At 52.8% G+C, this 22,754-nt stretch carries 22 protein-coding genes; 10 read left to right on the forward strand and 12 right to left on the reverse strand.

Features of this window, described 5'->3' with window-relative positions:
• Positions 1-59: 59 nt before the first annotated feature.
• Both HF324_RS23475 and HF324_RS23480 read right to left on the reverse strand, forming a co-directional pair.
• Positions 60-971, reverse strand: coding sequence for an EamA family transporter (locus HF324_RS23475; protein ID WP_168860958.1), 912 nt, complete (start codon positions 969-971; stop codon positions 60-62).
• Complete coding sequence (locus HF324_RS23480; protein WP_168860959.1) at positions 964-2,379, reverse strand: pyridoxal phosphate-dependent decarboxylase family protein; 1,416 nt, start codon at positions 2,377-2,379, stop codon at positions 964-966. The genes HF324_RS23475 and HF324_RS23480 overlap by 8 nt, the downstream gene beginning before the upstream one ends.
• 229 nt (positions 2,380-2,608) lie before the next feature.
• On the opposite strand from HF324_RS23480, the gene tnpA reads away from it, so the two are divergent.
• A complete protein-coding gene (tnpA, locus tag HF324_RS23485; protein WP_168860960.1) occupies positions 2,609-3,070 on the forward strand; it encodes an IS200/IS605 family transposase in 462 nt (153 codons plus the stop codon).
• 265 nt (positions 3,071-3,335) lie between these two features.
• On the opposite strand, the gene HF324_RS23490 is transcribed toward tnpA, so the two are convergent.
• Together HF324_RS23490 and HF324_RS23495 are read right to left on the reverse strand one after the other, a co-directional pair.
• Entirely contained in the window at positions 3,336-3,815 is a 480-nt protein-coding gene (locus HF324_RS23490; RefSeq protein ID WP_168804930.1) for a methylated-DNA--[protein]-cysteine S-methyltransferase, read from the reverse strand.
• A 1-nt stretch (position 3,816) separates the two neighbouring features.
• Positions 3,817-4,734, reverse strand: a complete 918-nt coding sequence (locus HF324_RS23495) for a DNA-3-methyladenine glycosylase family protein (RefSeq protein ID WP_168804931.1) — start codon at positions 4,732-4,734, stop codon at positions 3,817-3,819.
• 226 nt (positions 4,735-4,960) lie between these two features.
• Between HF324_RS23495 and HF324_RS23500 the strand changes: the two genes are divergently transcribed.
• Positions 4,961-6,391, forward strand: coding sequence for an aminotransferase-like domain-containing protein (locus HF324_RS23500; RefSeq protein WP_168804933.1), 1,431 nt, complete (start codon positions 4,961-4,963; stop codon positions 6,389-6,391).
• A gap of 188 nt (positions 6,392-6,579) precedes the next feature.
• Here the strand turns inward: HF324_RS23500 and HF324_RS23505 are convergent, their stop codons facing one another.
• The 3 genes from HF324_RS23505 to HF324_RS23515 form a co-directional block, all read right to left on the reverse strand.
• On the reverse strand, positions 6,580-7,341 hold the full coding sequence (locus HF324_RS23505; protein ID WP_168804935.1) for a glucose 1-dehydrogenase: 762 nt from the start codon (positions 7,339-7,341) through the stop codon (positions 6,580-6,582).
• Positions 7,342-7,494: 153 nt separating this feature from the next.
• Positions 7,495-7,794 (reverse strand): ArsR/SmtB family transcription factor, encoded by a 300-nt coding sequence (locus HF324_RS23510; protein ID WP_309475634.1) that lies wholly within the window; start codon positions 7,792-7,794, stop codon positions 7,495-7,497.
• 36 nt (positions 7,795-7,830) lie between these two features.
• A complete protein-coding gene (locus tag HF324_RS23515) occupies positions 7,831-8,709 on the reverse strand; it encodes an AraC family transcriptional regulator (RefSeq protein ID WP_168860962.1) in 879 nt (292 codons plus the stop codon).
• An 86-nt stretch (positions 8,710-8,795) separates the two neighbouring features.
• Here HF324_RS23515 and HF324_RS23520 point away from each other — a divergent pair, with 86 nt between their 5' ends.
• The 4 genes from HF324_RS23520 to HF324_RS23535 all read left to right on the forward strand — a co-directional run bounded on the left by HF324_RS23520 (position 8,796) and on the right by HF324_RS23535 (position 12,314).
• Entirely contained in the window at positions 8,796-9,884 is a 1,089-nt protein-coding gene (locus tag HF324_RS23520; protein WP_168860963.1) for an alkene reductase, read from the forward strand.
• An 83-nt stretch (positions 9,885-9,967) separates the two neighbouring features.
• On the forward strand, positions 9,968-10,423 hold the full coding sequence (locus tag HF324_RS23525) for a hypothetical protein (protein ID WP_168860964.1): 456 nt from the start codon (positions 9,968-9,970) through the stop codon (positions 10,421-10,423).
• 92 nt (positions 10,424-10,515) lie between these two features.
• Complete coding sequence (locus HF324_RS23530; protein WP_168804941.1) at positions 10,516-11,379, forward strand: NmrA family NAD(P)-binding protein; 864 nt, start codon at positions 10,516-10,518, stop codon at positions 11,377-11,379.
• Between the two features lie 5 nt (positions 11,380-11,384).
• Entirely contained in the window at positions 11,385-12,314 is a 930-nt protein-coding gene (locus tag HF324_RS23535; RefSeq protein WP_168860965.1) for a helix-turn-helix domain-containing protein, read from the forward strand.
• 19 nt (positions 12,315-12,333) lie between these two features.
• Here HF324_RS23535 and HF324_RS23540 read toward each other — a convergent pair whose 3' ends face one another.
• Positions 12,334-12,501, reverse strand: coding sequence for an ATP-binding protein (locus tag HF324_RS23540; RefSeq protein ID WP_168860966.1), 168 nt, complete (start codon positions 12,499-12,501; stop codon positions 12,334-12,336).
• Positions 12,477-13,373 carry a class A beta-lactamase, subclass A2 gene (gene bla / locus HF324_RS23545; protein ID WP_220101227.1) on the reverse strand — a complete coding sequence of 299 codons (897 nt, stop codon included), beginning with the start codon at positions 13,371-13,373 and terminating at the stop codon, positions 12,477-12,479. The genes HF324_RS23540 and bla overlap by 25 nt, the downstream gene beginning before the upstream one ends.
• 171 nt (positions 13,374-13,544) lie before the next feature.
• Between bla and proB the strand changes: the two genes are divergently transcribed.
• Positions 13,545-14,579 (forward strand): glutamate 5-kinase, encoded by a 1,035-nt coding sequence (gene proB, locus HF324_RS23550; protein ID WP_168804945.1) that lies wholly within the window; start codon positions 13,545-13,547, stop codon positions 14,577-14,579.
• A gap of 13 nt (positions 14,580-14,592) precedes the next feature.
• Positions 14,593-15,837 (forward strand): glutamate-5-semialdehyde dehydrogenase, encoded by a 1,245-nt coding sequence (locus HF324_RS23555; protein ID WP_258539183.1) that lies wholly within the window; start codon positions 14,593-14,595, stop codon positions 15,835-15,837.
• Positions 15,838-16,127: 290 nt separating this feature from the next.
• Here the strand turns inward: HF324_RS23555 and HF324_RS23560 are convergent, their stop codons facing one another.
• The gene (locus HF324_RS23560; RefSeq protein WP_168804947.1) at positions 16,128-17,201 is read right to left on the reverse strand and encodes a class I fructose-bisphosphate aldolase; all 1,074 of its coding nucleotides are present in this window, start codon (positions 17,199-17,201) and stop codon (positions 16,128-16,130) included.
• A gap of 126 nt (positions 17,202-17,327) precedes the next feature.
• Between HF324_RS23560 and HF324_RS23565 the strand changes: the two genes are divergently transcribed.
• On the forward strand, positions 17,328-18,218 hold the full coding sequence (locus HF324_RS23565; RefSeq protein ID WP_168860967.1) for an NAD-dependent epimerase/dehydratase family protein: 891 nt from the start codon (positions 17,328-17,330) through the stop codon (positions 18,216-18,218).
• Positions 18,219-18,223: 5 nt separating this feature from the next.
• On the opposite strand, the gene HF324_RS23570 is transcribed toward HF324_RS23565, so the two are convergent.
• Positions 18,224-18,397 carry a hypothetical protein gene (locus HF324_RS23570; protein ID WP_168804951.1) on the reverse strand — a complete coding sequence of 58 codons (174 nt, stop codon included), beginning with the start codon at positions 18,395-18,397 and terminating at the stop codon, positions 18,224-18,226.
• Positions 18,398-18,498: 101 nt separating this feature from the next.
• Here HF324_RS23570 and HF324_RS23575 point away from each other — a divergent pair, with 101 nt between their 5' ends.
• Positions 18,499-19,086, forward strand: a complete 588-nt coding sequence (locus HF324_RS23575) for a histidine phosphatase family protein (RefSeq protein ID WP_246269633.1) — start codon at positions 18,499-18,501, stop codon at positions 19,084-19,086.
• Positions 19,087-19,140: 54 nt separating this feature from the next.
• On the opposite strand, the gene HF324_RS23580 is transcribed toward HF324_RS23575, so the two are convergent.
• Positions 19,141-22,503, reverse strand: coding sequence for a M43 family zinc metalloprotease (locus HF324_RS23580; RefSeq protein ID WP_168860968.1), 3,363 nt, complete (start codon positions 22,501-22,503; stop codon positions 19,141-19,143).
• Between the last annotated feature and the right edge of the window lie 251 nt (positions 22,504-22,754).

Genomic DNA, 22,754 nt, shown 5'->3' on the forward strand with positions numbered 1-22,754 from the left:
GATGCTCATCCGGTAAAAACCGGGGCGAGCATCGGACTCTTAACTTCTACCTTAAATATTTATTGCAACTGTTTCTGTTTGTTTTTATTCACGGCGTCATTCACCAGGTATACGCCGCCAACGGTCACCAGGCTGCATAACCCCATGAGCCATGTCAGGTTCTCTTTCAACAGCACCCAGCCTAACAATACGGCCACAATAGGATTGATGTAGGCATACACCGATGCCAGTGACGGCGGCAGGTTATTCAGCGTAAACACATACGCGGAATAACTGAGGATCGATCCCACCAGGATGAGGTATAACAGGCTTTCCCACAACTCTGTGGTGAAGGTGCCGGCATCCAGCTGTTGCCCCATGAACAGGGTAGCGATCAGCAACATCACAATACCGCTGAACAACATCTGAAATCCTGCGCCGAAGAGGTAGTTCACCCCCAGCGCCCACTTGGCGGTCAATACGGAGCCCAGCGCCCAGCAGATACAGGCGAAGACGGACAACATAATGCCGAAGCGGAAATCGGGGTTCATAAGGCTCGATAAATAGTTATAAAAAATACCCGCCACCCCGGCAAACCCCAGTAACATCCCCACCAGCAGCTGTATGCTGATACGCGTTTTCTTCACCAGGAAATAACTGAAGATGGTGATCCAGATAGGCACGGTGGCACTGATCACCGCTCCCAGCCCGCTGGGAATATACTGCATGGCCCATGTCATGAGGCCATTGCTGCCTACCAGCATCAACAAGCCCATCACAAAGAGTTTGGACAATACTATTTTCTCGGGCAGCTTATATCCCTTCAGGAGGAAAAAGCCTGTGAGCAGCAACCCGGCCGTACTTTGCCTGAGACCTGCCAGCATAATCCCGTGGATGTGCCGGACGCCGATTCGTGAAGCCAGATAAGTGGTTCCCCAAAAGATACTTACGATAGCCAACGCGATATACGCATTGGTGCTTGGTTTACGCATATGTATGTTGATTCAGAACGGTAACAGCAACTTCTTTCATGGTCTGATAAGCCAACTGTACATCGTTGGCCGTAGTACGCCAGTTCACCAGCGCCGCGCGGACAGCCGGCTGACCGGCATAAACCGTGCGCGTCATGCACACCACGCCGGAGGCGTTCAGCGCCTGCAGGAACCGGTTTACCGCCGCTTCCTGCTCCTCTTCGGGCACGTTCAGCGTGAAACACGCTACACACATCCTCACGGGCGCCAATAAACGAAAAGCAGGATCTTTCTCCAGCAAATCGCCCAGCCGTTGTGCCAGCGCCACGTTTTCTTCCACGATGTGCCGATAGCCATCCTTACCATAGGCCAACAGTGTGAACCAGGCCGGCAAGGCGCGCATACGGCGCGAGTTCTCGGGTACGTAATTGATGTAGTTAAAATTTTCTGCAGGATCGCCCAGGTAAGCAGCGCCCGCATTCTGAAACACTTCCACCTGCAGTCCCGGGTGCCGGGAGAAAATCATCGCTGCATCATAAGGTACGTTCAGCCATTTATGCGCATCGATGGTGATGGAGTCAGCATCCTCCCATCCATGCAGCAAATGCCGGTGATGCTCACTGCAGGCTGCAAATCCACCGAAAGCGGCGTCGATATGTAACCAGAAAGCATATTGTTTTTTCAGTTCCACGATAGCGGCGATATCGTCAAAATCCACCGTATTCACCGTGCCGGCGCTGGCCACATAAATCACCGGCTGTCCTTTCCGGGATTCGAGATAAATACGCAGCGCTTCAATGTCCACACTCTCTCTTCCCGGCAGCGCCGGTATCTTCACCACATTATCGCGGCCCAGTCCCAGCACAGCCATGGACTTGGTGATGCTGGAATGCGGCACACAGGAGACCACCTGCAGGTCCTGCAGTCCGGCTATGCCCTGTTTGCCGATATCTATCCCCCGCTGCTGTCCCAGCCATTGCCGGCCCAACGCCAGGCCGGTGAGATTGGCCATGGTAGCACCGGTAACGAAACAGCCAAGGAATGCTTCCGGCAAACCGAACAGCTGCTTCAATAAAGCAATGGTTTCCGTTTCTATGGCAAAAGCAGCAGAACCTTTATCAGAAGCATTCAAATCCATGGTAGCCGCGAGCCAGTCGCCCATCAGCGCAGCCGGCGTTACCCCTCCCGTCACAAAGCCCCAGTAGCGCGGACCTGCAGACGCCGTAATGACGTTGCCATACTGCTGCCGGAACAGCTCCAGCGCAGCCACGCCACCCACTCCCTCTTCCGGCAACGTCTGCCGGACAGGCATGTCAATTATTTTGTCCGCCGCCAGCCTGTCGAGAGAGGATAAAAATTTACTGCTGAATTCTTTGGTCAACTGTAGCAGGCGGTCCGTATGTTTTAAATCTTCCTGGAGCTTCATCATGTGGCGGTTTAATCGGGAATGGATAGGTTCATTGCTTTCAAGCCTCAAAATTGCACATAAAATAAATCTTAAAACAGATTCAGTTTTGTGTTTTTTGAGCATATCAGATGGAAGTGTAAAAAAAGCAGGAAACATTGAACAAACATGCTAAAGTCAAAAGCCCAGGCCAGCACAGTCTGTCAGCGCGCTAAAGCATAAAATTGCTTACATTCATACTAAACCATATCCGATGAGCCATTGTTTTACCCAATTGCATCTGCAAATTGTATTTGCAGTTAAATACCGGGCAGCGTTAATAGCCCCCGGCTTCAGGCAGGACCTGTATAAGTACATGGCAGGCATAATTAATAACCGGTCACATTCCTGTCTTATTATCAACGGCATATCCGACCATGTCCATATTCTTGTCCGCATGAGTCCTGCCGAGTCAATTGCATCGCTCACACAAACCATCAAATGCAATTCCTCACGGTGGATCAATGATCACCAGCCTCTGCCCAGAATATTCAGGTGGCAGGAAGGATATGGCGCCTTTTCCTATTCTAAATCCCATGTTCCCAAGGTGGTCCGGTATATCGAAAACCAGGAACAGCATCACCGGCAACGCACTTTTCAGGAAGAATATCAGAACATGATAAACAGGTATAAAAACCATACTGAAACACCCCATCCATTTTTACCATTAATTTGATTTTTATATACGCCGCAATCCGGCTACGCATTTTTTGATCCCAGGGCTCACGCCCTGGGCTACGATGTTATTCAAATCCATTCACATGATGGTTTCTATCGTTAATGGGAATTCTATTCCTAATTTCAGGATAACCATGATATTCTTCTTGAACGATAAAAACATATCGTTGAAAGAAATCGAATAACATCGTAGCCCAGGGCGTGAGCCCTGGGATCAAAAAATGCGTGTTCAATTATCGGGAGTTTAAATAAGCCCCCAGGGCTCACACCAATCCCGAAAACAAATCCAGCCGTTCATGTTCCAGCAGCCACCTTTTACGCCACAACCCGCCGGCATAGCCTACCAGCATGCCGTTGGCGCCGATCACACGGTGACAGGGCACAATAATGGCCAGCTGGTTTTTACCGTTGGTAGTACCTACCGCTCGGATGCTTTTGGGATTGCCGATACGGTGCGCCAGTTGCAGGTAAGAGATGGTCTGACCAAACGGGATGCGTGTCAGCTGTTCCCATACCGTTTGCTGGAAATCGGTGCCGGGTTGCCGGATGGGCAGTTCAAATACTTTGCGGTCACCGGCAAAGTATTCCTGCAGCTGCTGCGCACATTGGAGCAGCAGCTGCGGCGGTGGAGGGAAAGCGGTTTCCGGTTCCTCTGTAAAGTTAACAGCCTGTATATATTCATCGGTGCCACTGATCAGCAGCGGGCCAACGGGAGTATCTATACGAAGATGAGCAAGTTCCATATCAATCATTTAACGGGGATAATAAAGAGCGCCACAAATAGAAAATGGCGTAGGCGGCGTGTTGTTGCCACGGACGGGCATATTCCTGCAGTGCCGCCATGGACGGTTTCGCCGGCAGCTGTAAGCGTTGCCGGACAGCGTTTTGCAGCCCTACGTCCTCCAGCAGCACCGCCTGCGGAAAACGGCTGTATTTCATCAGCGTATAATTGGCCGACCAGTTGCCGATACCTTTCATAGCTACCAGGCGATCGCGCGCAGCAGCGTAATCCAGCGGCGCCAGCACCTGCTCCGACAGTTGCCCGGCGGCCATCGCTTTAGCCGTTTCAATAAGATACAATGCCTTGCTGCGGGAAAACTGCATCGGCGTCAGTGCTTCGGGCGACAATGACGCGATGACGGCAGGATGCGGGTACAGGTAATAATCCGTTCCGTCTACCTGTTGATGATAACCGAAATGATGAATCAAACGCTGCCGCAGCGTATAGGCGAAAGAGAGATTGATTTGCTGCCCGATAATAGGCCAGGTAACGGCTTCAAACAAATCGGGCATGCCTACCAGCCGCAGGCCGCGGTATTCGTCAGCGAGGCCGCGTAACAAAGGATCTGTCTGCGTATAAGCATAAAAATCGCGCAGGTCGGCATCCAGGTGGAGCCAACGGGTCACAAAATCCTGTATGTCTTTTTCGGGAAACAGCATGTCACCAGGCGCCAGCACAGTCGCTTCGAGATAAGCGGCGTCATCGCCGGACGCTATCTCCACCACTACCGGCTCCCCTCCCGCCAGCAGCATCCTGCGCAGCTTTCCGTCAACGATATAATGTAAACACTCTTTGTCCGACCTGCCCAGGAAATGAAGGCATTCCCGGAAAGAAAAGTTGGCAGGATCATTCACTGGTATCTTTATCTTTTGCCTGATCATATACAAAATTACTGAAACCGGTAAAAGGCGCCACCCGATTCTTGTCATTTAGGGATTTTTTCGATTTACGGATTTTGGAATTTAGGGGAGATATCACCATTGTAAGCTGTTAAATGGGTAAATAAATTTCAAAATCCGTAAACCCAAAATCCCAAAATGTTCCAAAGTCCGCAGGTAAATATCAGATCGTATTTTGTACATTTGAACCATATCAGATTTCAGGGTTATGATCAAGACTGCCGACCATCTGTATCTGCAGGTAGCAGATAAGATAGAACAGATGATAGAAAAAGACGTCATGAAAATGGGGGAAAAGCTGCCCTCCGTACGCATGCTCAGCAAACAACAGGGCATCAGCCTGACGACCGCCTTCCAGGCCTATTACCATCTCGAAGGAAAAGGATTGATAGAGTCCCGTCCTAAATCGGGTTACTATATCTGCCGTAATTCCCGTCGTATGGCGCCTATGCCCGGCACCTGCGCACCGGTGCGGAAACCGGCCAGCGACGTGACGGTGAGCGATATGGTGATGGAAGTGTTCAGCCATATCACCAACGACAATATCCTGAAATTCTCCGTAGCCGCGCTGCCGGTCAGCGTGCTGCCCGCCGCCAAAATGGCCAAAGCGGTGATCCACACCATGCGCGATCAGGGCCCTGGCGGTATCGGCTATGAACCTTTGCAGGGCAACGAACTGCTCCGCAACCAGATCGCGCGGCTGTCGCTCGGATGGGGCGAAGTATACACCGCCGACGACGTGGTGACCACCCACGGCTGCATGGATGCCCTCACCCTCTGCCTCACCGCCACCACACAGCCCGGCGATACCATCGCGCTGGAGAGCCCTTCTTACTACGGCGCGCTGCAACTGGCGGAAGGACTGGGGCTCAAAGTGCTGGAAGTGCCTACTAATCCCATCACCGGCGTTGACCTCGACTATCTCGACAAAGCCATTCCGCGGCATAAAATAAAAGCCTGCCTGTTCGTGACCAATTTCAACAACCCGCTGGGTTGCTGCATGCCCGACAAACACAAACAGGAACTGGTAAAAATTGTGGAGAAATACGACATCGCGCTGATCGAAGACGATATCTACGGCGATCTTTATTTTGGCAAACAGCGGCCCCTTACCTGCAAAGCATTCGATACGCAGGGTAACGTGCTGCTGTGCAATTCCCTGTCAAAGTCCGTGGCGCCCGGCTATCGCGTGGGCTGGACCATGCCAGGCAAATACAAAGAGAAAGTGCTGCGGCTGAAACACCACCACGCTATTTCCTGTACATCGCTCACCCATGCCGCCGCCGGTCATTTCCTGGAAATAGGCCGTTATGATTTTCACCTGCGCAACCTGCGCAAGATGCTGCATACCCAGAGCCTCCGCTATGCACAGGCCATCTGCGAATATTTCCCCGAAAGCGCCCGCGTAACACGCCCGCAAGGCGGTTGCGTGTTATGGGTGGAACTGGAAGACCATGTAAATACTTTTGAACTGTTCCAGCAAACGCTCAAACACAAGATAGCTTTCTGCCCCGGCCGCCTTTTCTCATTGCAGAACCGGTACAACAACTGTCTGCGTATCAGCTATGGTAATCCGTGGAGCAAACAGGTGGAAGATGGATTGAAGACGATCGGTAAACTGATCCATAAAATGCGGTAGCACTAAAAAAATGCTGCCGGACACCGGCGTGAAACACTAAACACAACCAGCATCCGGCAAGCAAAATATTTGGGAATTATACATTCAATGGCAACCAAAACATTTTGACATTTAGTTATCCGGATATTTGGTTGTTCAAGGACTACCATGTATAAACAGCTATCCTAAACAACCAAATATCCAAATAGCTAACTAATTCCCGGGTGGACCATAAGTCCGCCATCTATTGTATATTCTCCGCCGGTTATAAACCTTGCTTCGTCAGATACGAGGAAGGACACCAGACTGGCCACTTCTGTTGCCTCTCCCAATCTTCCCAGCGGAATACTGGCCGTCATTTTACTTCTGATAGCGCCCGCCTCTTCATGGCTGACACCAATTTTTTCAATCAGGGGCGTATCAACCGGCCCCGCATTAATAACATTGACTCTTATCTTGCGCGGCGCCAGTTCCCTGGCCAGCGTTCTGGCCGTAGCGTTGAGCGCCGCTTTACTCGCTGCCAGCACCGTAGTGCCCGGCATGCCTGCGTAGGCGTTAATGGCGGATAAAAAGACAATACTGCCACCATCGTTCAATAAGGGGAGTAACTGTTGCGCAGTAAAAAAAGCCCCTTTGAAATTAATGTCGATGATTTCGTCAAACATCTCCGTCGTTACTCCTTCAAAAGGAGCAAACTTCGCGATGCCGGCGTTGATAAACAGGATGTCTATCTTGCCATAACGACTACGCACATACTCTGCCAGTTTCTTTGTGTCCTCCAGCTTAGATTGGTCTGCTGTTAATCCTTCCGCAGGAAAACCGAGTGCGTGTACGGCCCGTTGCACCGCACCCGGGTTCCTGCCGGTTATCAATACCCTTGCTCCTTTCGCTAAAAATTCAGTCGCCGTTGCATATCCGATACCACTGTTACCTCCCGTGATAATAGCGGTCTTGTTCCTAAGCTGGTCCATGCTGGTGATTCTTGTAATTGATTTGATTTGATTTATTTAAAAGTATCAATGTTTACCGGTAAAAAAATAGAGATGCCCGTCTCTATATTGTTCTACCGGATATTTATTTATTTAAAACTATCAATGTTTTAACCGATAAAAAAAGCTGATCGATCAGCTTAACTGTAAAAAGAACAACGATAATTGTTTCATCATCTCCTTGTTGATCGTCAACTCCACAATACGTCCGTTCTTGACGGAGTTCAACACCCCACTGTCCACTAAAATCTTGACGTGATGCGAAACGGTAGGCTGGGACAAGGAACAAAGACAACAAACATCACCGCATACTATGCTCCCCTTTTGGACAATTTCCATAATAATTGATAATCTGTGTTTATCGGCTATGGCATTTGCTGCTTTTTCTATAATTCCCACATCCATGACACAAAAGTAATGCTTTTTTTGAAACATTGAAATTTTTCAATGAATTTTTTTTTCGGGGGATGATTATGCGGTTGTGCCCGCCTTCTCCGCGAGCTTATTACGCCGGTACGTGGCGGGGCTTACGCCATAATACTTCCGGAACAGCCGGCTCAAATGACTTTCATCGGTAAAACCCAGTTCATCAGCGATTTCCCCAATGGTAAGGCCGCTGTTTTCCATCCGCAGCTGCACCAGCTTCAGCTTATAACTGATCATAAACTGCTGGATGCTCTCTCCCGTTCTTTTCTTGAAAAACTCACCGATATAATTCACAGACAGGTTAAATTTCGCAGCCAGCACCTCCAGCTTCAGCTGATCAGGATAATAGATATGCTGACGGATATGGGAAATGATCCTTCCGATCAGCGGGCCCTCGCCTTCCGGCTCCGCCATGTCCACCTCTTCTGCCACGTTACGCGCTATGATATTAAGCAACAGCGCCACATACAGCTGCAGGTTGGTTTCATAATACGGCGGTCGCTGCTGGTATTCCTGTACCATATTCCGGATCAGGGAGGTGATCATCTTACAGTCATCCGTATGTTTGATCAGCACCGGCTCATGCCGGTTGTGCTGAAAGAAAACATATTCCAGCTGTTTCAGCCACTGGCAGATGCGCCGGCGCTCTTCTCCGGAATGCTGCTTCTCCAGGAAACTTCCGGAAAAGCGCACCGAAGTAAAACGGGTGGGCTTTGTCACTTCAAAGCCCCTGCAGTCGCGGGGGGTAAACAGGATCACGCTGCCCGGCTTATAGGGAAAGCGGTTCTGGTTCACCACACGCGTACCCTCTCCTTCCCATATATGTATGATCTCGAAAAAATAATACACCAGCGGGCGCGACTCCCACTCGCTCATATCTGCCTCAAACAATTCAAAAGGCATATGCAGGTTTCTCTCTCCCATCCTCCAAAATTACAACAGAATCCCCGGATTGTACCTGCGGGCCCCTCCGGCACGCCGCTACTTTTGCAACAGCAAAGTAAAAAATCATGAAACTACTGGAACCAATTGCCACGCCCGGCTTATCACTGGCCAACCGGGTCGTGATGGCCCCGATGAGCAGAAGAAGGGTGGAAAATGAAGGCGTCCCCAGCGGACTACTGGCCCGCTACTACGCACAGCGAGCCAGCGCCGGCCTTATCATCGCAGAAAGCACCGTTGTCAGTCGCGATGGCATGGGCATCTCCCTGCTGCCCGGCATCTACAGCGAAGAACAGGTGGCCGGCTGGAGAAAAGTTACCGAAGCGGTACATCGTCAGGGCGGTAAAATATTTGTGCAACTGGTGCATTCCGGCCGTATCGGCCATGCCCTTAACATACCCGGCGCCACCGGTCCGGTAGCCCCTTCCGCCATCGCCGCAGCAGGCACCATCAACACGCCTGCCGGCGCCCAGCCCTTGCCTGTACCAAAAGCTTTATCGGCCGAAGCGGTGGAAGCCATGTACGAGCTGCATATGCAAGCCACCCGTAACGCGCTGGCGGCAGGCTTCGACGGCGTAGAGCTGCACGCGGCCCACGGTTACCTGATGGAACAGTTCATCCATCCTGCGGCCAACCAACGTACCGACGAATACGGCGGCAGCATTGAGAACCGCTGCCGGCTACCGCTCCGCGTCCTGGAAGGCATGGTGGCCATCGCCGGCGCCGACCGCGTTGGCGTGCGCTTCTCGCCTTTCGCCTCGCTGAACGGCCTCTCACCCTACGAAGAAGAAGCTGCCACCCATCTTTATCTCGCCGCCAAACTCGACAAGATGAAGATCCGCTACATCCATCTGTCCGACCAGTCCAGCAACGGGTACACGCCGATTCCGCCGGCCTTTATCACCCTGCTGCGGCAAGCGTTCCGCCAGTGGCTCATCCTGGCCGGCGGCTACAACGCATGTACCGCCACCCAGGCACTGCAGCAGTTCGACGCCGATCTCATCGCTTTCGGCAGGCCCTTTATTTCCAATCCGGACCTGGTAGCCCGCATCGCGCAGCAACAACCGTTTGCGCCGGCAGACAAAGCCACTTTCTACGAAGGCGGCGCCAATGGCCTCATCGACTATCCCTGCCTGTCCGCCTGCGCAACTAGCTAAACCGGCGTTTTTTGTTTATCTTTAAGGCTTGCGTTTCCCGGTAACGGACAGCGCAAGCCTGTATGCCAAACAAATAACCGCCCATGTATCGCTTGAAAAATCGTTGCCTGTTGCCCGTTGCTTTGCTCGCGCTGATGGCCTGCCACCAAACGCCAGACACTTCGGAAAGTACTGATGCCGCACCTCCCGCACACACCGTGGTAAATGTCATTACAGAACCCTGCGCCGTAATATATACACCCGGCACACATAAACTGGAAAAACTGAAGGAGGAAAACGGGGAGGAAAGTTTCTATGCGCTGTCCAGCGACAGCGAAAACTGCATCAGCGACTGCCAGGACTTCCTTCAGAACAAAGCATTCAAAACCACTACCGCCGACGGCGGCAAAATCACGTTCCGCCACCAGAACGGCGACACCACAGTCATCAACCTCGACGACCCGCAATATACCTGGGAAGTATTTCTGTTCGATGGTAAAAAGGTGACCAACATCGACATCACAGACATCGAAAGTGAATATGACAAAGTATTCATCTGATTCATACATTTTCATACAATCTTCTGAGATATGAACACTTTTCCCCCGGCATTCCGGGGGAATTTTGCATGTATCAAATGAAATGATCAGACATGAAAATCGTACTTACAGGTTCCCTCGGGAATATCAGCAAACCCCTCACTGAAATACTGGTGAAAGAAGGCCACCAGGTTACCCTCATCAGCACAGACCCCGCCAAACGGGACAAGATAGAGGCCCTCGGCGCTCAACCGGCCATCGGCAGCATCCACGACCTGCCCTTCCTTATCCGGACGTTTACCGGCGCCGACGTAGTGTATTGCATGAATCCACTGGATTTCGCTACGCAAGACATCCGCGAATGGGACGAAAATATGGACCGCTACAGCCAGGCCATCAAAGCCACCGGCGTAAAACGCGCCATCGTACTCAGCGGCTGGGTGGCACACCTGCTGCAGGACCTGCATCCGGAGAAAAAATTTGAGGCACTGAATGATGTATCTGTTACTTTTGTAAGACCAGGGCCGTTTTACACCAACTTTTACCACCTCGCGGGAATGATCCGCTACCAGGGCGCGATCACCTCCAATTATGGCGGAGACGATGTGGTGGCTTTTGTCGCTCCCGAAGATATTGCCGCCGCTATCGCGGAAGAAATCGGCCGACCGGCGATGACAGGACGTAAAGCCCTGTACGTGGTCAGCGATGAACTGACCTGCACGCAAGCGGCACAAATCATAGGAGAAGCGATCGGCGTCCCGGGCCTTCAGTGGACCGTCACCTCCGGAGAAGCGGTAAAACAAGGACTCCAGGCACATGGCGTATCTCCGGCAGTAGCAGGATTAATGGCAGAAATGCAGGAAAATATGCACAACGGAAAAGCACAAAGGGATTACGCCCTCCACCAGCCGGTAGCCGGGAAACGAAAACTGCGTGACTTTGCCCGCGAATATGCGGTCTGGTATCATCAAAACTAACGATCATGGCAGGAAACCTTCCCCTGAAAATAAGAAGCGTACAGGAACTGCTGCAGCTGAGAGGCCTGCCGGACACCAAACATCCGCTGGTCAGCCTCATCAATATCTCAGCGCTGCCGCACCCGCCGAAGCCACTGGACCTTTCCGTGACCACCGACCTGTATTTCATCGGCATCAGCCCTTCCACGCAGGCCTGCCTGAAAATGAAATACGGTCAGCAGGCGTATGACTTCGACAAAGGCATGATGAAATTCATCGCGCCGGGGCGCGTATTCAGTTTCAATCCCGATCAGGCGGAAGAAATAACATTGTCCGGATGGCTGCTGCTGCTCCATCCGGACTTCCTCTGGAACCATCCCCTCGGGCAGAAAATAAAACAATACGAATTCTTTGACTATGCCGTCAATGAAGCCCTCTTCCTTTCTGATGGCGAAGAGAAAATCATCAACGGACTGTTTCAGCATATTGAACAGGAATACAACAACTGCATCGATAAGTTCAGCCAGGGGATTATTATTTCCCTCATAGAATCCCTGCTGGGATATTCCGAACGCTTTTACCAACGCCAGTTTATTACCCGGGAAATCACGCATCATGGCATGGTTAGCCAGCTGGAAACGTTGCTCGAAAAAGCTTTTTCCCCGGAAATGCTGAAAGAACAGGGCGTTCCGACGGTAAAAGACATCTCTGCCCAACTGAACATCTCTCCCAATTACCTCAGCACACTGCTCAAAACACTGACAGGCAACAGCACCCAGCAGCATATCCAGGAAAAGATCATCGAAAAAGCAAAAGAAAAACTGATGAGGACTGATTTGTCCGTCAACGAAATTGCTTTTGAACTGGGCTTTGAATACCCGCAGTCGTTTTCCAAATTATTTAAAACGAAGACACAGCTTTCACCGCTGGAGTTCCGCAAGTCCGGCAGGTTTTAATACCGCGCGGTTATCATATTTAAACGTGCGGTAGTTCTGCCGTAAACGTAGTGCCATGTCCCGATTGGGACACCACGCTGATATTGCCTTTGTGCAGGCGCACAATTTTAAGGGCCAGCGAAAGACCGATGCCGTTTCCCCCGGCATATGGCCGGCCGTTGATCAGTCCTGCACAAAATGGTCCCACGCCGCTTTGGCGGTATTGGCGATCGTCTTCTCCCGGGTTTCCTGGTCGGCATAGGCGTCTTTGACGAACACCGTGATAATGAGATGATGACCATCCGGCAGTGTGATGATGCCGGCATCGTTGGTGGCGCGGGTAAGCCCGTTCACCGTACCGGAAGTACCTGTCTTATGCGCTACCACCGTACCTTTCGGCAGCTGCGCTTTCAGGCGCCGTGCGCCCGGGCCGGAGTTGATCAGCAGGTCCAGCAGGAAGTTATAGCTGCTGTCGGACAGCACATGACCGGTATAAAACTTTTTAAACAGCGCCGTCATGGCTTCGGGGGTGGACCAGTTCCGGTACTGCATCAGTTCATTGGGCACCTGCACCTGCTCTGTCAGCGCTATGCGTATATTTTTGATACCGAGATCGTGAACGTATTTGTCGGCCACGGAGGTACCGCCGATAATGCGCAGCAGCACATCGCAGGCCGAGCCATCGCTTTCCGCCACATTATAGCGCAGCAGCTCCGCCACCGTTACGTCTACGTTGCCGTCAGGATACTCGTCCCGCAAAGGACTGTGGCCCTGTTGGGGGATATAGTCGGACGGCAGCACGCGGATAGGCTGGTCCAGCTTCAGCTTCCCTTTGTCTACCTGCTGCAGCACTGCCATGGCGATGGGGAACTTATAAACGCTCTGCATGGGAAAACGCATTTTACTGTTGAGGACTGCCGTTTCGCCTGTTTCCAGTACGAGGGCAGACACGCCCACTGTGCCTTTGGCGGCCCGGGCGATGGTTTCAAACTGTTGGGAGAGCGGGGCTTTTTGCTGGGTCACCGCCACCAATGGGTATAACAGCACTATGGCCAGGCTGTACAAAGGGCGCATTAACATAAAACAGTATTAAAATGATCAGGAGGGGCAAATATATAGAAATACCGCTGCCGTATTACACTGATTTTGTTGCAATTTATCGGGCCCTCCGTACTTTCCGGCGCCTGTTTTCATTTTGCATTTAGAATTTCCATGATCAGATATTAATTTTAGCCTTTAAAACGAAAGGCTTTGAGCAAACCAATACTAGTTATAAAATTCGGTACGGCATCTATCACGCATGCCAACGGCGATCTGGATGAAACCGTGATTGCAGGCGTGGCCCGGCAGGTGGCGGAGCTGCATGGCCAGTACCATATCGTGCTGGTGTCTTCCGGTGCGGTAGCTGCCGGCAAACAATACCTGAAAGCCTATGAGGGCACCATCAGCCAGCGCAAAGCAGCTGCCGCTATCGGCAACCCGCTGCTGCTGAGTAAATACAGCCGCTATTTTGCGCCGTATAATATCGCTGTGGCGCAGAGCCTGTGCGAGCGGCAGCATTTCTCCAACCGGGACCAGTTCCTGCAGCTGAAACGTACCTACGAAGAGCTGTGGGCCAGCAATATCATTCCCATTGCCAATGAAAACGACGTGGTGAGCAGCCTGGAGCTGAAGTTCTCGGACAACGATGAACTGGCCACACTGATCGCGGTAGGTTTCGGCGCTTCCCTCCTGCTGTTCAGCACCAGCGTTGCCGGTGTACTGGACCGCGAAGGCAAGGTGGTACCACAGATCGACGTGATCGACAAAACAGCCCTCTCCCTGGCTGACAAGGAAAAGTCAGCACTGGGGCTGGGAGGCATGGTGTCCAAGCTGACCTTTGCCCGGCTGGCTACCCGTATGGGCATCCGGGTGGTGATCTTCGGTATCCGCACAGACGACGGTATCCTCAATGCCATCGCCGGCAAAACAGGTACCCTCTGCCTCCCGCAGGCCTGCAGCATGCCCGCCCGCAGAAAATGGCTGGCCAGCGGCAGCCTTGTTACCGGCAGGATACAGATTGACGCCGGCGCGCAACAGGCGCTGGAGAAGCGTCACAGCCTGCTCGCCGTAGGCGTGAAGGAAGTACAGGAGAAATTTGAATGCGGTGAGGTAATAGAAATTGTCAACGAAGAAAATATAGCCATTGCCGTAGGCAGGGCCAGGATATCTTCCGATATACTGGAAACAAATCAAAAAGCACAAAACACGGAAGTGGCACACGCCGATGATATTGTGCTGTTATAAATGTAATTGTATCATGACGATTCAACCCCTTTTAGAGAAGGCCCGGCAGGCCACGGCATCTATCCGTACGCTGCCCGACGCACAGAAACAGGCGCTCCTGCAGGCGCTGTCCCGCACCCTTACTGAAAATATACCCGCAATCACGGCGGAGAACCAGAAGGACCTGGACGCGATGCCGGACGATGATCCCAAAAAAGACCGGCTGTTGCTCAATGCCCCGCGTATCCGCAGCCTGGCTGCCAGCCTGCTGGACATCGCACGGCTCCCGGACCCCGCCAATCAGCTGCTGCTGGAAAACCAACTCGACAACGGATTACTGATACAGAAAAAAACAGTACCGCTCGGCGTGGTGGGCGTTATCTATGAGTCACGTCCCAACGTGACCGTAGATGTGGCCGCCCTCTGCATCCGCTCCGGCAATGTGTGCGTGCTGCGCGGCGGCTCCGATGCCATCCACACCAACACCTTCCTCGTATCCCTGATACAGGATACACTGCGCGCTTTCCATGCCGACGAAAACGCGGTACAACTACTGCCTGTCGACCGTGCGCTGGTCACTGAAATGCTGACCGCCGCGCAATACATCGATATCATCATCCCGCGCGGCTCCCAGCAGCTGATCGACTTCGTGCGGCAGCACTCCCGCGTACCGGTGATAGAGACGGGCGCCGGCGTATGCCATACCTATGTGGAACGCTCTGCCAACCTGGAACAGGCCGCCGCTATCGTTACCAACGCCAAAGTGTCCCGCCCTTCTGTATGCAATGCGCTTGACACCGTACTGGTAGATGAACCCGTGGCGTCCGGCTTCATCGCCCTGCTGGCGCCGCAACTGGCCGCCCATAACGTGGACATCTACGCTGATCCTGCAGCCTACGCCCTGCTCGAAGCACAACAGTATCCGCACCTGCATCCCGCAGCGCCGGAAGACTTCGGACGCGAATTCCTGTCGCTCAAATGCTCCATCAAAATAGTACCCGATACAAAAGCGGCGCTGGCGCATATCCAGGCGTTCTCCTCCCGCCACTCGGAAGCCATCATCTCCCGCGATCCCATCGTGAGCGAGCAGTTCCTGAACGCCGTGGATGCCGCAGCGGTATACGTCAACGCCTCCACCCGTTTCACCGATGGCGGCGTGTTCGGCCTCGGCGCGGAGATTGGCATCTCCACGCAGAAATTACATGCACGCGGACCTTTTGCACTGGAGAAACTGGTGACAGAGAAATGGTTTGTATATGGGAGCGGACAAACACGATGATATTTTGGGATTTTTTGATTTACGGATTTTTTGATTTTGGGAATTAGAGAACCGAAGACCAGCGTGAATGTTATTTGGGGATTTTTTGATTTACGAATTTTTTGATTTTGGGAATTAGAGAACCGAAGACCAGCGTGAATGTTATTTGGGGATTTTTTGATTTACGAATTTTTTGATTTTGGGAATTAGAGAACCGAAGACCAGCGTGAATGTTATTTGGGGATTTTTTGATTTACGGATTTTTAATCCCCGAAATCAAAAAATCCGTAAATCAAAAAATCCCAAAATTTCTATGCGATTGTTATTTCCTGGTTCAGATACACGTCCTGGATCGCATTCAGCAATGCCGCACCGTCTTTCATCGGGCGCTGGAAAGCCTTACGGCCGGAGATCAGTCCTACCCCGCCGGCTCTTTTGTTGATCACTGCTGTTCTCACAGCGTCCGCCATATCGGTATCTCCCTGTGAGGCGCCGCCGGAGTTGATCAGTCCCATACGGCCCATGTAGCAGTTGGCCACCTGGTAGCGGCAAAGATCGATCGGGTTAGCGGAGGTCAGTTCTGTATAAATGCGTTCATCCAGTTTGCCGTAGGAAGAAGCGCCGGTATTGAGGGCTTTGTAGCCGCCGTTCACTTCCGGCAGTTTCTGTTTGATGATATCGGCCTGGATGGTAACGCCGAGATGGTTGGCCTGACCGGTAAGGTCTGCTGCCAGATGGTAGTCCACATCTTTTTTGAAAGCGTCGTTGCGGAGATAACACCACAGGATGGTGGCCATGCCCAATTCATGCGCCAACTCGAAGGCCTGCGCTACTTCCACCAGCTGCCGGTCGGCGTTGTCGGAACCGAAGTAGATGGTAGCGCCCACTGCCGCAGCGCCGAGGTTCCAGGCTTCCTGCACGGTGCCGTACATCACCTGGTCTGCTTTGTTGGGATACGTGAGCAGTTCGTTATGGTTGATCTTTACGATAAAGGGAATGCGGTGGGCATAACGCCGCGACACCGAAGCCAGTACCCCGAAAGTGGAGGCAACGGCATTACAACCGCCTTCTATGGCCAGCTTCACAATATTTTCAGGATCGAAATAAGCAGGATTTTTCGCGAAAGAGGCGCCCGCACTGTGTTCCACGCCCTGGTCCACCGGAAGGACGGACATATAGCCGGTGCGCGCCAGGCGGCCGGTGTTAAACAACTGTCCCAGGCTCCGCAGTACCTGCGGATTACGGCTGGTAGGCTGATAAATGCGGTCTATCGTATCCGGTCCGGGCAGATGCAGCATGTCTTTGGTGATGGTCTTGCTTTCGTGTTGTAAAAGTATATCGCTATCTTTACCCAGCAACTCACTGATTTTATCCAAGGATAACATAACAGAATCTTTTTTGGTTAGATTAAAAATAAGGATTTAATCCCGCACAAAAACATCGCCAGGAAAATTCTGCCGGACACTCGCTTCTACCATATTTGATCATCCATCTTTTAAAGTAAACAACAGATGAAAACAGTATTTATGACGGGTGTAACCGGTTATATCGGCGGCTCCGTGGCAGCGCGGCTGCTGAAAGCAGGTTACCAGGTAAACGGATTGGTAAGAAATGAAAAAGATATTGCGGCGCTGACAGCCGTGGGCATTCAGCCTGTTGCAGGCTCACTCGAAGACGAAGCGGTCATAGCCAGGGAAGCCGCAGCCGCCGATGCCGTGATCAACACGGCGTCGGCAGACAACCCCTACGTGGTGGCCACTATCCTCGAGGCGCTGGCGGGCACCGATAAAAAATTCATCCACACTTCCGGCTCCAGCATCGCAGGTGATAAAGCTCGGGGCGCATATGCGGCCACCGAGCCGTATACGTTTATCCCGAAAAACCCGCGGCTGGAAAAAGCGGCGCGCGTGGCGATAGACAGGGCCGTGCTGGCGGCCGAAGGCCATTACAGCGTCATATGCCCTACGATGATATACGGCACAGGCACCGGTATCAAGAAGGACTCCGTACAAGTGCCGATGCTGACGGAAGCCGCCAGGGAAACCGGTCATGGCGTATACATCGGCGCAGGCGAAAACCGCTGGTCCAATGTGCACATCGAAGACCTGGCCAACCTTTACCTGCTGGTACTGGAACAGGCGCCCTCCGGCAGTTTCTACTATGCGGAGAACGGTATCCTCTCGCTGAAAGAGATCGCAGTGGCGATCAGCAAATCACTGGGCTTCGGCGGGAAAACCGCTTCCATCACCATAGAAGAAGCTATACGCCGCTGGGGCATGGAAGGCGCACACTTCGGACTGGGGTCCAACAGTATCGTTTCTTCAGTGGCCGCCCATAACCTGGGCTGGCTACCGGTACACAACAACCTGTTGTCAACGATCATCAAAAACGATCGCGACTGATATATTTAATAAGGCCGGGGCTTCTCCCGCTCCGGTCTTTCTTCCCGCTCTTCTGATACGGTTTCTGTGCCCTCAAAAGCGCCGCCGGAGCCATCGTGAATAATGACCGGTTCTGCCGGCTGCGTGTCTGTCTGATCGGGCTTCGGGCTATTCTCTGCGGGTATAATCATTGATTCCATATGGCAAAAATATGGAATATCCCTGCGCTTTCCGTCTAATTAACCTGAATTTACGGTCGCGGTTTTTTATCTTTGTTACCCGAAAAAACGAGCAGACATTTATGGTGACCCGTATTGCAATTATTCGTCATGGTACTACTTCCTGGAACAAAGCAGGCCGACTGCAAGGCTATTCTGATATCCCCCTCGATGAAGAAGGCCTGGAACAGGCCCGTAAACTGGGATTGCGTCTCGCCGGCCAGCCATGGGACATCGTCTGCTCCAGCCACCTGATCCGCGCCCGGCAAACAGCGGCCATTATTGCCGAACAGCTGGGCATCGACACCATCTGGCAGGACCAACGCATCGGGGAAGCCGGCGGCGGACTGATAGAAGGCACTACCGAAACGGAACGCCTCGAAAAATGGGGGCCCGACTGGAAACTGCAGGACCTCGGCATGGAATCCAACGCGTCTGTACTCGCAAGGGGCATGTCTTTCCTCGATGAACTCGTCGCCACCGAAAAAGGCAAACAGGTCCTGATCGTTACCCACGGCAGCTTTATCCGCCAGATGCTGGCCCACCTCCTGCCTCACCTCCCACCGCCGCCTCCCATGAAAAACACGTCCATCACCCACCTGGAACTGACAGAAGGCAAATGGGAATGCCCGCTGTTCAACTGTGTGGAACACCTCGAATCCGCTTCATAAAAAAGGCGCCTCATCGCGAGATGAGACGCCCGGTATTTGTTGACCAGTCAGGAACTACTTCACCACTTTCACGCTGATGCGTTCAAAACCATGGGAGATATCTACCAGGTAGATACCGGATGGTAAGGTGGAAAGACTGTTTACCTGTATGTTGTTCATACCTTTGATCACCTGCGCGCGCTGCTCTTTCACGATATGGCCGTCCAGGCCATATAACCGCACGATCACCGGCCCTTCGTAGCCGGATTGAAAATACAGCTGTATACGGTCGTTAAACGGACTGGTAGCCGTGAGCACCGGTTTGTTAACGATCGCTTTCGTCATCAGGACGGAACCTCCCGTCACTTTGATCCTGTAATCTTCCACTTCTCCCTGGTAGTTATCCACGCCACAGGGTTTCACATTGCTGCCATAACCCATGCGTACCCGCATCAGCGTTTCACCGTTCTTCGCATTGGCGGGCACCGCAATGGTCTGGCTGAACGGACCGCTGCCGCGTTTCACATACACTTTCTCCGTCGTGTCGTTCAGGTGTTTGTCGCCATTCCAGTCTATCCATACCGCTACGGAAATGTCCCGCCAGTATTCTACGCCGAGATTAACCTCCAGCTGGTAAGACTGACCGGCGGTCACGTTGGCTGTCAGCGCCGTGAAGTCTTTATAGCCGTCCCACTGTGAACTGTTGTCCACGTTGGCGAAGCGTACGCGGGTAATGCTGTTGTAGTTCAGCGCCGTGCCGGCGGTGCAGTAATCCTGTACCCTGAAGCCGGTATCCTGCGGCGGCACAGACGATGTTTGTCCCGCTTTGATGCTGCCGCCGGGTAATGTATTGTAAGCATAGTCCATCAGCGTATAGCTGCTGCCGTTAGCATTCACTTTAAAACGGAACCAGCCATAGAAGTTTTCGCCGCCGGAGGAGAAAGTAAACCCGGCATAGGCCGTCTGACCTTTCCACACCGTATACGAGGCCGTGGTGAGGTCATGCTCATTCGGGTAGTCACCGCCCGCCACGAAATTGGAGCTGTTGCTGATCACGGTGTTGGCAGGCAGCATACTGATGTTCCTGGTAGTGCCTTCGGACACGATGGGTTTCTTGTAGGTCTCCAACCGCAGCTTGCCGCTGTCGGACCACAGGCCATAGGCCGCATCAGCGTTATTGTCCACGAGGAAATAGTACCAGTTGCTGGTGGCGTTGATGGTATAGGTAGCATCATCCACGTCCACATATTTGACCTGGTAAGGATCGCGGAAATTGAAGCTCAGCTGTTTCTGGCTGCTGTCCGGCGCCTGCGCGTTGCTGAACGCTGCCGGCAGGAAGGTAAGCGTGGCAGTAGCGCTATTGGCCGCAGCATGGCTGGTGGCTTTACCGGTAAAGGTCAAACGTGCCGTTGTATTATTGACAGCGGTGAGTTTTGCCGTAAGGCCGGCAGGCAGGTTGCTGACAGTATAATGCGTATTGGCGGTGAAGGTGCCCGAACTGAGGACGAAGGTATTCCCCAGCACGCCCACCTCAGCGGTGTCGGGCATGGCGCCATCGTTGGCCAGCGGTTCGCGGAAAGCCGTTTTAGACCAGGAAAGGGTAGCCTTACCGGCATCGCCTGTCCGGATGCTGCCGTTGGGTTGCTGGTTCCAGGCGTAGTCCCTGATGGTGAAGCCAGTGCCGTCGGCAGCTACGCTGATACGCATCCAGCCGTAACGCGGCTTGCCGTTCATCGTGAACTTCAGGCCGATATAAGCTGTTTTACCGGCCCACTTCGTATAGGCGGCACTGCAAATATCGTGTTCGTTGGGATACGCGCCACCCGACACAAAGTTGGACGTGTCGCCGATGTTGGTATTGACCGCCAGCGGAGTGATATTGCGGGTACTACCTTCACTGACCGCTGCTTTCTGATAGGTTTCAAAACGGAGTTTATTGTTGTCGAACCAGCCGCCATATTCTGCGTCGCCAGAGCCGAAGCGGATAAACAGCCAGGGGTTGCTGCTGTTGATCGTCACGTCGGCCATATCTGTATAAACGATCCTGTACGGATCGATAAAGTGGATGGCAAACACGAGATAGTTGCGGTACAGGGAGCCTGTGCCACCCTGGACAGCCGCATTCAGGAAAGTGACTTTTACGCTATCGGCGTTGTTGGCAGCCGTATGCTGGCTTGCGGTGCCGGTGAAGGTCAGGAGGGCGGTTTTATTGTTCACCACCTGTATCTGCGCCGTCAGGCCGGCGGGAGTGTTCTGCACGGTAAAATGAGTGCCGGCGGTGAGTACGCCGCTGCCAATGGCAAACTGTGCGCCGCCCAGCAGTTTCAGTGTATCCGTTCCCGTGACCACGCCGTTGTTAACGTCGCTTTCGTTGAAGAGGGTGAAGTTGGGCACCAGCCGTTTTACGCTGTCGGGCAACAAGGTAGCGGCCAGGTTGGCGGCGCTCCAGAGGTTGCTGCGCTGCGCCACGTTGCTGGTAAGCGCTGCCAGCATACGGTCGCCCTGCCCGGTGGTAAACATTTTGGCGCAATTGGAGTAGTCCATGTAGTTCTCTACGTTGGCCACAGCGCCGCACCAGTTGGCATTGACATTGCAACCGCCGTAGTTGGACTGTGTGGGCGGCGTATCGTCCACCTCATCACCAGGGGCGGTACATCCGTTTTCAAACGTATGCTGCAGGTTCAGGAAGTGCCCTACTTCGTGCGTCAGTACTCTTTTCATATAGGCGCTGCCGTTTTCCGAGCTGCCTATGCCGGGAGCGCCCAGGTAACGCCAGTTATAGACGATGCCATCGAGGTGGTTGTTGGCCACCCAGTCGTCCGGCAGATAAGACCACCCGGAATTGTTGTACACGCCTTTCTGTTCTACTTCACTCACAATCCAGATGTTGAGGTATTTGTTGCCCGGCCAGTAAGAAACGCTTTTCACGGCTGCACCGGTACCGTCCGGCGCACGGCCGTCCAGGTCATTATAATGATAGGTCACGCCGTTGGTGGGGTTTCCCTGCGGGTCAATATCCGCCAACCGGAAAGTGATGTGCAGGTTGGCCGCATTGCCAATAAAGCGCGGATCGATCGTTGCATAATCTGTGTTCAGCAGGTTATAATCCTGGTTGAGGATATCGATCGCGGAGCGGATTTGTTCCAGGGTGACCTTATAAGGGTTCACCGGGTCATTGACGTGAAAAACCACCGGGATAGTATACTGTACCGGCCCGGCCAGCGCGGCCCTCTGCTGGCGCATGGCGGCAATGATCTTCCTGAGCTGCGCTTCCTGGCGGACAGCGGCCTGCCGGGAAGCGGGATTTTTTTTGTACAGTTCCTGCATGGCTTTTGAGGAAGAACAGTGGTCCGGCAGTGGCGCCTGCTGGGCAACGGCCCAATGGCTCACCGACAGACATAACAATAGCGTTATTATCTTTCGTGATAAAGGTGACATATAATCGGTTTAAGAGTGTGGACAAAGGAAGTACTATCCGCAGCAGCGTGCTGCGGCAGTATATGTAATAGCAGTAATGGCCGCACATGGGCAGCAGGATAAGGGCAGACACAGGGTGTCTTTAAACAGGGAAGAATTCTATTTCATACAGTGGTTTTTATGGGTTCATAATGGCCAATCAGGATAGCGCAACCCGGCAATACCGGTGAGAGCCGGGCATAGGCAAACAAGAGCAGTTTTGGTTCTTACTT

This window comes from Chitinophaga oryzae, assembly GCF_012516375.2.
Taxonomy (GTDB): domain Bacteria; phylum Bacteroidota; class Bacteroidia; order Chitinophagales; family Chitinophagaceae; genus Chitinophaga; species Chitinophaga oryzae.